Origin of the sequence: Gordonia sp. NPDC057258, assembly GCF_042668985.1 — a bacterium.
In the GTDB taxonomy this organism is placed as follows: Bacteria; Actinomycetota; Actinomycetes; order Mycobacteriales; family Mycobacteriaceae; genus Gordonia; species Gordonia hongkongensis.
This window is the reverse complement of sequence record NZ_JBHUXZ010000049.1, coordinates 21271-32196: the sequence shown is the minus strand read 5'-3', so window position 1 is coordinate 32196 and position 10926 is coordinate 21271. Positions and strand designations below refer to the sequence as shown.

Annotated in this window: 1 protein-coding gene; it reads left to right on the top strand. The window is 70.2% G+C overall.

The window, feature by feature from the left end:
- Positions 1–90: 90 nt before the first annotated feature.
- Positions 91–10896 carry an amino acid adenylation domain-containing protein gene (locus tag ACFUEJ_RS22600; protein ID WP_388032021.1) on the top strand — a complete coding sequence of 3602 codons (10806 nt, stop codon included), beginning with the start codon at positions 91–93 and terminating at the stop codon, positions 10894–10896.
- Positions 10897–10926: the final 30 nt, after the last annotated feature.

Sequence of the window (10926 nt, the reverse complement as noted above, 5' to 3'; positions counted from 1 at the left end):
GGTGTTGGGGGTGTGCGGCGTGTGGTGGTGGATTGTGGTGAGGGGGTGGGTGTTTCGGTTGATGGTGTGGTGGTTGGTGAGGGGTTGGGTGTGGGATTGTTGGGTGAGGTGGTGTCGGGTGTGGGGGAGGTGCCGGGTGGTGCGGGTGTGTACACGTTGTTCACGTCTGGGTCGACGGGTCGGCCGAAGGGTGTGACGGTGTCGCAGGCTGCGGTGGTGAATCGGTTGGGGTGGATGCAGTCGTTGTTCGGGTTGCAGGGGCGGGATGTGGTGTTGTGGAAGACGCCGGTGTCGTTTGATGTGTCGGTGTGGGAGTTGTTCTGGCCGTTGATGGTTGGTGCTTCGGTGGTGGTGGCGGAGCCGGGTGGTCATCGGGATCCGTGGTATGTGGCGTCGGTGGTGGAGCGGTTCGGGGTGTCGGTGTGTCATTTTGTGCCGTCGATGTTGTCGGTGTTTGTGGATGCTCTCGGGGAGTCGGTGCCGCAGGAGTCGGTGCTGCGGGGTTCGGGCCGGGTGAGTTCGGGCGGGTTGGGTTCGGGGTTGGGGTCGTTGCGTCAGGTGTTTTGTTCGGGTGAGGCGTTGGGTGTGGGTGCGGTGGAGGGGTTGCGGGGGTTGGTGCCGGGGGTGCGGGTGGTGAATTTGTATGGGCCGACGGAGGCGGCGGTGGATGTGACGTCGTATGTGGTGTCGGGTGGTGAGGTGGTGGTGCCGATTGGTCGGGCGGTGCCGAATGTGTCGGTGTGGGTGTTGGATTCGCGGTTGCGTCCGGTGCCCGTGGGTGTGGTGGGTGAGTTGTATCTGGGTGGTGTGCAGGTGGCGCGGGGGTATGCGTCGCGGGCGGGGTTGACTGCGGAGCGGTTTGTGGCGGATCCGTTTGGTGGGGTGGGTGTGCGGTTGTATCGGACGGGTGATCGGGTGCGGTGGAGTGGTGTGGGTGAGTTGGAGTATGTGGGTCGTGTTGATTTTCAGGTGAAGTTGCGGGGGCAGCGGATCGAGTTGGGGGAGATCGAAACCGTCCTCGGCACCACGCCGGGTGTCGCCCAGGTGGTGGTCTCTGTCATGGGACTCGCTGCGGGAGAACATCTCGTGGCTCACGTCACCGGAGCGGATGTCGACGTCGAGCATCTGCGCGCGACGGCCGAGCAACTACCCGTGTACATGCGCCCCACGTCCTGGGTCGTCCTGGACACGTTGCCGTTGAACACCGCGGGCAAGGTGGACCGCAAGGCGCTGCCCGCACCGGACTTCGTCGCCGCCGAACGCGTGCTCCCCGAGACCGACGCCGAAGTCGCGATCGCCGGTGTCTTCGCCGACGTGCTCGGGCTGTCGGCCGCGGACTCGGTGTCGGTGACCGACAGCTTCTTCGACCTCGGCGGCAACTCACTGGCCGCGACCCGACTCGCGGCCCGCGTCTCCCGGATGCTCGGCGTCCCGGTACGGGTGCGAGACGTCTTCGACGCCCCGACGGTCCGGGATCTCGCGCGTCGAATCCAGGCGGCAGACATCGCCGGGGCCGGAACCGCTGTCGCGGATCGATCGACTGCACCGGCCCGGCCGTCGAACTTGCCTCTCTCGAGCGCCCAGCGCCGCATGTGGTTCATCAACCAGTACGAGCCGGCGGTGGCGTCGTACATCATCCCGTTCGCCTTCCGAATCCGCGGCACGGTCGAAGTCGAACATCTCCGTCGAGCGCTTGCGGACGTGGTCGCGCGTCACGAGGTTCTCCGGACCACCTACCCGGTGTCCCGCGACGGACGCCCCGAGCAACGAATTCACGACGTCGGTCCGGAGAATCCCGGATTCGACTGGGCGGTGGCTGATTCCGAGTCCGAAGCGTTGGCCGTCGCCGCCGAGCCATATGACCTGACCAGTGACCTGCCCGTGCGCGCCCGTGTGTTCGTCGATCCCGGTACGAGTGCGCTGCTGGCCGTCAGCATCCATCACATCGCCGCCGACGGCGAGTCGGGCCGGGCGCTGTCGCGCGATCTGCTCACCGCGTACTCGGCACGACGCGACGGTCGAAGTCCGGACTGGCCGCCGCTCCCGCTCCAGTACGCCGATCATGTCCTGCGGGCCGCCGGACGATCGGAGGAGCAGGATGAGCACCGGCAGTGGTGGGCCCGCCGGCTCGACGGCGCCCCGGTCCTCATGGATCTGCCGACCACCTATCCACGTCCGGCCACGCCGACCATGCGGGGCGCGACCGTCGAGTTCGTCATCCCGGGACGCGTCGCGCAGGGGGTCGGCATCCTCGCCCGCGCCGGCGACGCCACCGCATTCATGGTGCTCCACGCCGCACTCGCCGCGGTGCTGGGTCGGCTGTCGGGGAGTCGCGACGTCGTCATCGGGACCGCCGCCGCGGGCCGCGACGGCGACACCGACGACTTGATCGGCATGTTCGTCAACACGGTGGCGCTGCGGACCCCGATTGTCCCCGCACAGCCGTTCGCCGACCTCCTGCGGGTGGTGCGCGAGGTGGATCTCGACGCCCTCGATCACGCCGGCGTGCCCTTCGATGACGTCGTCGACGAACTCGGGGTGGCCCGCACCGCGTCCCACGCGCCACTGGTCCAGGTGCTGCTCACCACGTCCGATCTCGCCGCCCCCGGCGCCCTTGATGGGCAGGTCGCCGGTCTCGACGTCGAACCCGTTGCCGTCGAGGACAACTCGGCAAAACTCGACCTGACTCTCGGTGTTCTGACGGACCCGGCCGAGGGGGCTCCGTGGCGCGGTTCGCTCACCTACGCAACGGACCTCTTCGACGAATCCGCCGCACGCCGGCTCGCGGACCGATTCGTCGGCGTACTGACGTCCGCGGTCGGCGACAGCACACTGCCGGTCGGGGACCTCGAGCTGCTGACCCCGGACGAGGAGATGATCCCGCTCGTCTCGGGCGACCCCGATCCCGCCCCGGGCCTCCTCTCGGACCTGCTCACCGACGCGGCGCGGATGCGTCCGACCCACCCGGCCGTCGTCGACCCCGCCGTAGCGGACCCCGAACACGTCTGGACCTATGCCGAACTCGATTCGGCGAGTTCGCATCTCGCGACGGTCCTCATCGACCGCGGTATCGGTCCGGAGGACGTGGTCGTCAGCGCGTTCCCGCGTTCGGCGACGGCGCAGCTCGCATTGTGGGCAGTGGCCAAGACCGGTGCGGTGTACTGCCCGATCGACCCCCGCTACCCGGCGGAACGCATCGCTCGGGTCCTGGACGCCGCGAACGCCGTGCTGGTGCTCACCGACGGGAGTGTCGAGGGGCCGACCGCCGACACGGCCTCCACGTGGCCGCCGCGACTGCTGCTCGACGCGGCGCTCGTCGCCGACCTGCGCAGACGCCCGGCGCTCGACCCGCCGCGTCGCAAGCGGCCGGTGGCACCCGACTCCGGCGCCTACATGATCTTCACCTCCGGATCGACCGGGACGCCGAAGGGGGTGCTCGTGACGCACCGCGGCCTTGCGGGTGTCAGCACGGTGCTGCGCGACCGGCACCGATCCGGGTCCGACGCGCGCTGGCTGGGGATCAGCTCGCCCGCGTTCGATGCCGCCATGCTCGAGGTCCTCGGTGCCTACGGCAGTGCCGCGACGCTCGTCGTCGCGCCTCCCGAGGTGTACGGGGGCCGCGAGCTCGCCGACTTCATCACGACGCACCGCACCACCCACGCCTTCCTGGTGACGTCGGTGGCGGCGTCGTTGCCGGATCCCGGCCGCCTGCCCATGACCGACGTCCTCGTCGGCGGCGAGGCCGTCCCCGACACGGAGAAGGACCGGTGGGCCGCGCACGTGGCGTTCCACAACGGTTACGGACCCACCGAGACCACGATCATCAGCGTCACCTCGCCCCCGATCGGCGTCGACGAGCCGGTCCACCTCGGCAGCCCGGTCCCCGGCGCGAGCGCCCATGTCCTGGACGAGCGGCTGCATCCGGTGCCGCCGGGGGTCGTCGGGGAGCTGTACCTCGCCGGTCCCGAACTCGCACGCGGTTACCACGGACGGCCGGCGCTGACCGCCGAGCGCTTCGTCGCCGCCGTCGACGGGGCACCGGGCACGCGGATGTACCGGACCGGGGATCTCGTGCGCCGGGACCGCAGTGGCGGATTGGTCTACGTCGGCCGCGCCGACTTCCAGGTCAAATTGCGCGGACAACGGCTCGAACTCGGTGAGATCGAGGCCGTCCTGACCGCACACCCGCAGGTGCGGACGGCGGCGGTCATCGGGGTCGGGAACCCGGTGACCTCGCTGGCCGGTTACGTCGAACCCGTCGACCCCGGACGACCGGTCGAGATCTCCGCCGTCCGTGAACATCTCGCGACCCATCTGCCATCGCACATGGTCCCGGCGGCACTCACGGTGCTCGACTCCATCCCGCGCAGCCCGATCGGGAAGATCGACCGCGCCGACCTCCCCGCCATCGAGCCGTCGAAGGCCGACGCCGAACGCGTTCCGCCGTCGACGCACACCGAGCGGTTACTCGCGGCCATCGTCGGCGAGGTTCTCGGACTCGATGCCGTGTCGGTGACCGCTGACTTCTTCGTCATCGGCGGCAACTCGTTGTCGGCCACGCGTGTGAGTGCCCGCGCGGGGGACGCCTTCGGGGTCCGCGTCGGTGTCCGCGACGTCTTCGAGGCGCCGACGGTTCGCCTGCTCGCTCGTCGCGTCGACGCCGCTTACGACGATGCGTCGCGACCGCCGCCGCTGCGCCGTGTCGATCCTCGGCCCGCGCACATTCCGCTGTCGTATGCGCAGCAACGGATCTGGTTCCTGAACCGGTTGGATCCGAATTCGGGGGCCTACACCATTCCGATGGCCGTCCGCCTCCGCGGCCGGCTCGACCGGGGTGCGCTACGTGCCGCCGTCGTCGACCTGCTGGCCCGCCACGAGATCCTGCGGACCGTGTTCCCGTCGCCGGGCGGTGAACCGCGGCAGCACATCTTGCCGATCGACGAGGCCCGGGCCCGCCTGCGGTGGGAGGACATCGCGGCTCCGCGGGAGCTCGCCGACCCGGCCGCATTCGTCGGTGATGCCGCCTTCGACATCACCACCGAACTGCCGCTGCGTATTCGCCTGTTCGCGGTCGGTGACGGTGGAATCGACACCGACGACCACGTCCTCGTCGTCGTACTGCATCACATCGCCGCCGACGGTGAGTCGATGAGGCCGCTCTCCGCCGATCTGTGGGGGGCCTATCTGGCGCGTGCCGGGGGCCATGCGCCAGAGGCGGCCGCGCCGGCGATCCAGTTCGCCGATCACGCACTGTGGCAACGGGAGACGCTGGGGGACATCGACTCGCCGGAGTCCGTTCTCGGTCGCCAGGTCGGCTACTGGGTGAATCGACTGTCGGGGATCCCCGACCTCCTCCCGCTGCCCACGGACCGGCCGCGACCGGCGGTCGCGTCGCAACGGGGCGGTCGCGTCACCGCGGCCATCCCGACCGAACTGACACAGCGGATCACGGACACGGCCCGCGCCCACGGGGCCACCGAGTTCATGGTCGTCCACGCCGCGCTGTCGATCGTGCTGGCCAGGCTGTCCGCGACCCGCGACATCGTGATCAGCACCCCGGTTGCTGGACGGGGCCATGCGCATCTCGACGACCTCGTGGGAATGTTCGTCAACACCGTGGTCCTGCGCACCGACGTCGACCCCCGGACGCCGGTCGGGGAGTTCCTCGAACGGGTGCGCGTCGACGACATCAACGCCCTCGCACGCGCCGATGTCCCGTTCGAGTATCTGGTGGACCGACTGTCCCCGGTCCGGTCGGAGGCGTTCGCCCCGATCAGCCAGGTGATGCTGTCGGTGCTGCACGATCAGGACACCGGAACGGTCGGGACCGACCCCTCGGGATCGGCGGATCTGACCTTCGAACCGATTGAGGCGTCCACCGGCACCACCCAGCTCGACCTGACCGTGGCGGTGACGATCCGTCCCGAAGGCGCGTGGGACGTCGAGATCGTCTATGCCACCGACCTGTTCGACGATCGGACCGCGCGCACCGCGATCACCCGCCTCACCAGGGTCCTCGAGGCGGTCGTCGGTGCCGACGACATGGCTGTCGGTGCCATCGACCTGACCGACGCGGCCGAGCGCGCGCGGATCGCCGAACTGGTCGCGGGCCCCGATCTGTCGGTGTCGTGGTCGACGGTCACCGATGCGATCGAGGCGGCCGCGCGACGCTCACCGGAGTCGACGGCCCTGGTGGCCGGTGCGCGATCCGTGACCTACCGCGAGTTCATGGACCGGATCACCCAGCTGGCCGAGACGATGTCCGCACACGGCGTGGGTCCCGAAGTGGCCGTGGGCGTGTGTATCCCGCGGTCGGTGGAGCTGGTGCTCGCGATCCACGCGGTGGTGATGGCCGGCGGCAGCTATGTCAGCATCGACCCGTCGAGTCCGCCCGAACGAGTGGCCGCGATGGTCGACGCCGCGTCGATCGCGGTCATCCTGACCGCTGAGGTGACCCCGTCCGCGCTGTCCGGTCTGTCGGTACCGATGCTCGTCGTCGACGGAAACGCCCCGCCGGAGGACCGCTCGCGTCCCCGGCCGGAACTCTGTCGCCCGTGTCCGGGCAACGCCCTCTACACGTTGTTCACGTCCGGCTCGACCGGAACGCCGAAGGGGGTCACGGTCAGTCACGGCGCCGTTCTCAACCGACTCGCATGGATGGCGGTGCGTTCCCCGCTGCGTCCCGACGATGCCGTTCTGCTCAAGACGCCGGTCACCTTCGACGTGTCCGTCCCCGAGTTGTTCGAACCGCTGATGGCCGGGGCCCGCCTCGTCATCGTCGAGGACGGCCGTCACATCGACCCGGCTCACGTCCTCGCCGAGATCGAGCGGCATCGGGTCACCTCGGTGCACTTCGTGCCGTCGATGATGGCGGCGTTCGTCGAGTACATCGGCGACCACCCGCGGCGGCGCGCGGCACTGTCGTCGTTGCGGCGGGTCAACGCGTCGGGCGAGGCACTGCCGGCGGCCACCGCCGACACCATGGCGGCGCTCGTGCCGCAGGCGGACCTCGACAACCTCTACGGGCCGACCGAGGCGGCCGTCGAGGTGACGGCGTACCGCTTCGCCCCCGGCGACGTGATCGTGCCGATCGGACGCCCGAACGCGAACACCACCACGTGGGTGCTGGACGACGGGTTGCGCCCGGCGCCGGTCGGGGTGGTCGGCGAGCTGTACGTCGGCGGCGATCAGCTGGCGCGCGGTTATGCCGCCCGGCCCGACCTCACCGCCGAACGGTTCGTGGCCGACCCCACCGGCCCGCACGGAGGTCGCCTCTACCGGACCGGTGACCTGGTGCGCTGGAACGGCTCCGGTGCGCTCGAATACCTCGGTCGGGCAGACTTCCAGGTGAAGTTGCGCGGACAGCGCATCGAGCTCGGGGAGATCGAGACCGTCCTCGCCCGCGTCGACGGCATCTCGCACGCGGCGGTCACCGTCCGGAGCGGGCCGGCGGGGGATGCACTGGTCGGATACCTCGCCGGCCGTGTCGATCTCGACGCGATCCGTGAGCATCTGCGACAGGCGTTGCCGCAGTACATGCACCCGACGCAGTGGGTGGTCCTCGATTCGGTCCCGGTGACCGCGACCGGCAAACTCGACCGCCGGGCCCTTCCCGCGCCGCGGAGCGAGCCGGTCGAGATGGTGCCGCCCGCCGACGCCGTCGAACGGGCGGTGGCCGTCGTCGTCGCCGACGTGCTGGGACTCGACGAGGTCTCGGTGACGACGCCGTTCTTCGATCTGGGCGGCAACTCGCTCGCCGCGATGCGGGTCGTCGCCCGGATCGGCGAGCAGCTCGGGACCGACCTCGACGTGCGCGACCTCTTCCGCACCCCGACGGTCCGCGAGCTCGCGCAAGTCGTCACGCGTCGTCGGGTTTCCGACCATCCGCTCGTCGCACGACCCCGGCCCGAGCGCATCCCGTTGTCGTATGCGCAACAACGACTGTGGTTCATCAACCAGTTCGACGTGACGTCCCCGACGTACAACATGCCGATGGCATTCGACATCCGGGGATTCCTCGATGTCGACGCACTACGCGCCGCGGTCGCGGCTGTGATGACGCGACACGAACCGCTGCGGACCGTCTACCCGCTCGGCGACGACGGGGTGCCGCTACAGCACATCCTCGATCCCTCGGTGGCGGCGGCCCGACTGCGCTGGGAATCGGCCGGGACGCCCGAGGACGCGATGGCGTTGTGCGCGGAGGGATTCGACGTGACGTCGCAGCTGCCGCTGCGTGTAATGACATCGCTGGTATCAGCGGAGGGTGCGTCGCCGCCGGTGTGTCGAGTCGTGCTGGTCCTGCACCACGTAGCCGGCGACGCGGCGTCCCTGGCGATCCTGGCCGCGGAGGTCCTCGGTGGGTACCGCAACGGTCGACGCCCCGAAGACGGGTCGATCGACGTACCGGAGATCGCATACGCCGATCACGCGCTGTGGCAACGTGATGTGCTCGGGGACCTCGACGACCCGACCTCACCGATGGCGGCGCAGTACTCATTCTGGACCGAGACGCTGGCCGGCGTCCCGGCCGCGTTGGAGATCCCCGGTGACCGTCCGCGTCCGCCGATCGCCGACCCCACCGGTGGTCGGCTGCCCCTCGAGATCGGCGAGGAGCGCAGCGCGGCGGTGGCGGCGACCGCACGCGTGCACGGGATGACCCCGTTCATGGTCTGTCACGCCGCCTTCGTCGCCGCACTCGCCCGCGTGGCCGATGTGCGGGACATCAGCGTCGGCGCTGCCATCTCCGGTCGCGGGCACGCGGCCACGGCGGGCCTCATCGGGATGTTCGTCAACACCGTGGTGCTCCGCACATCGGTGCACTCCGAGGACACGGTCGAGGACCTGCTCCGCCGGGTCCGCGACGCCGATCTCGCGGCCTTCGCGCACGCCGACATCCCGTTCGAGACCCTCGTCGAGCACCTCACCCCGGTTCGGTCCACCGCCCACGCGCCGCTCGTGCAGGTCATGATCAACTACCTCGGCGAGTCGTCCGGGACACCGGCGGTGCCTGGTATCGGCGCGGACGCCGAGCCGCTCATCGTGGACGGTCTCGAGGTCGTGGCCGTCGAACCGGGGCCGCCGCCGGCGAAGGTCGACCTCACCCTCGGTCTCGCGGAGCGGTCCGTCGGTGCGGCTGTCGAGTTGGTCGGCGAGATCGACTACGCCGCAGCGCTGTTCGACATCGAGACGGTTGAATCGATACGCGACGTCTTCCTAGGCATGCTCGATGCCGTGACCGGTGACATCGACACGGTGCTGGATGAGGTCGATGTGGCCGGTGCCGTTGACGGTGTGTCGCTGATCCTCGACAGCGCGGGCCGGGCGGTACCGGCGCGGGTGCCGGGTGAGTTGCACGAGCGCACGGGAGACGGTTCGCTGCTCGCGACGGGGATGTGGGCGCGGTGGGTCGACGCCTCGATGACACGACCGGAGATCCTCGGGCCGGTCGAGCGTCACCCCCGGATCGGCGGGCGGCGAGTGGATCTCGATGCGGTGGAGGCGGCACTCAACGCGGTGGCGGGCGTCGTCACTGCGGCGGTCGTGGCGTCGGCGTCCGACGGTCAGCCGACGGATGACGGAGTCGAGGTGGGGGCCTGGGTCGTGGTCGACCGCGACGGCCCCGGCGCCTCCGACCTCCGACGCGAGCTGTCGAGAGTGCTGCCCGCACACTGTATTCCGACGGTGATCAGCGTCGTCGACGCCATCCCGGTCGGCGCGGACGGGCGACCCGGACGCCGCGAGGTCGCGTCGCTCATGAACTCAGCCGGTGGGGGACGCGAGGACGCCGAGCCCGCGGCCCCGACCGGCCGCTGGGAAGTGACGGTCGCCGAAGCGATGTCGGAGATCACCGGGACTGCGGTGACCGACGCGGACCAGGGTTTCTTCGACCTCGGCGGGACCTCGCTGTCGGCGGTTCGGCTGGTGTCGTTGCTGCGGCGACGGACGGGACTGCCCGTCGAGGTCGCATGGATCTTCGCCGGACCCACACCGCGCGATCTCGGCGCCCGGCTCGCTGCTCAGGCGACGCACGAGGAATCCACCTCCACCGCTGACCCGCGGGGCCAGGTGGTCGTGCCGCTACGGGCGGACGGCAGCCGCGAACCGGTCTTCTGCGTCCACCCCGCCGATGGGTTGGCGTGGCTGTTCGCTGGTCTCACACCGTATCTCGACGACCGGCCGGTTTTCGGTCTGCAGGACCCCTTCGTGGTGGCCGGCGACACGGCCGCCACGTCGATCCGCGAACTCGCCGCGCGGTATGTGGCCGAGATCCGGGCGATCGTCCCGCAGGGGCCCTACCACCTCGTCGGTTGGTCCCTCGGCGGGCTCATCGCCCAGGAGATGGCGGCCGAATTGCGTTCGCAGGGTGCCGAAGTCGGGTTCCTCGGCCTCCTCGACAGCTATCCCGCGACCGGCGGTGAACTCGAGACCGACGGGGCGTCGGCGCGTGCCGAGGTGTCCGCGGAGGATGCGCGAGCCACGGTCGCGGACCTGCTCGGCGGGTGGCGAGCGGTCATCGACGTCGATGCGGTGACCGCCTCCGACGATCCGGCCGCGATGGCGGCGGCGGTCCGCGAGCGGGTCGTCGGACTCGGACTCCTCGACGGACCCGCGTTCGACCGCATGCTCCAGCGGATGGCGACGTCGGCCCGACGCACCGTCGACCATCGGCCCCGAACCTACGACGGCGACGCGATGCTCGTCGTCGCGGCGGCGGGGGAGGCCGACCCGGACACCACCGCCGGACGCTGGACACCGTTCCTCGGCGGGCGGATCACCCGTGTCGACGTCGATGCCGATCACCTCGGGATCGTCGGTACCGTCGCGCTCGAGGTGATCGGACCGCGGATCGACGCGGCGATCCGCGAGGCCGAGTCGCGCGGCGACAACGCCTGAGACGCGGGGAGCGCAGGTGGCGTCCCAAAC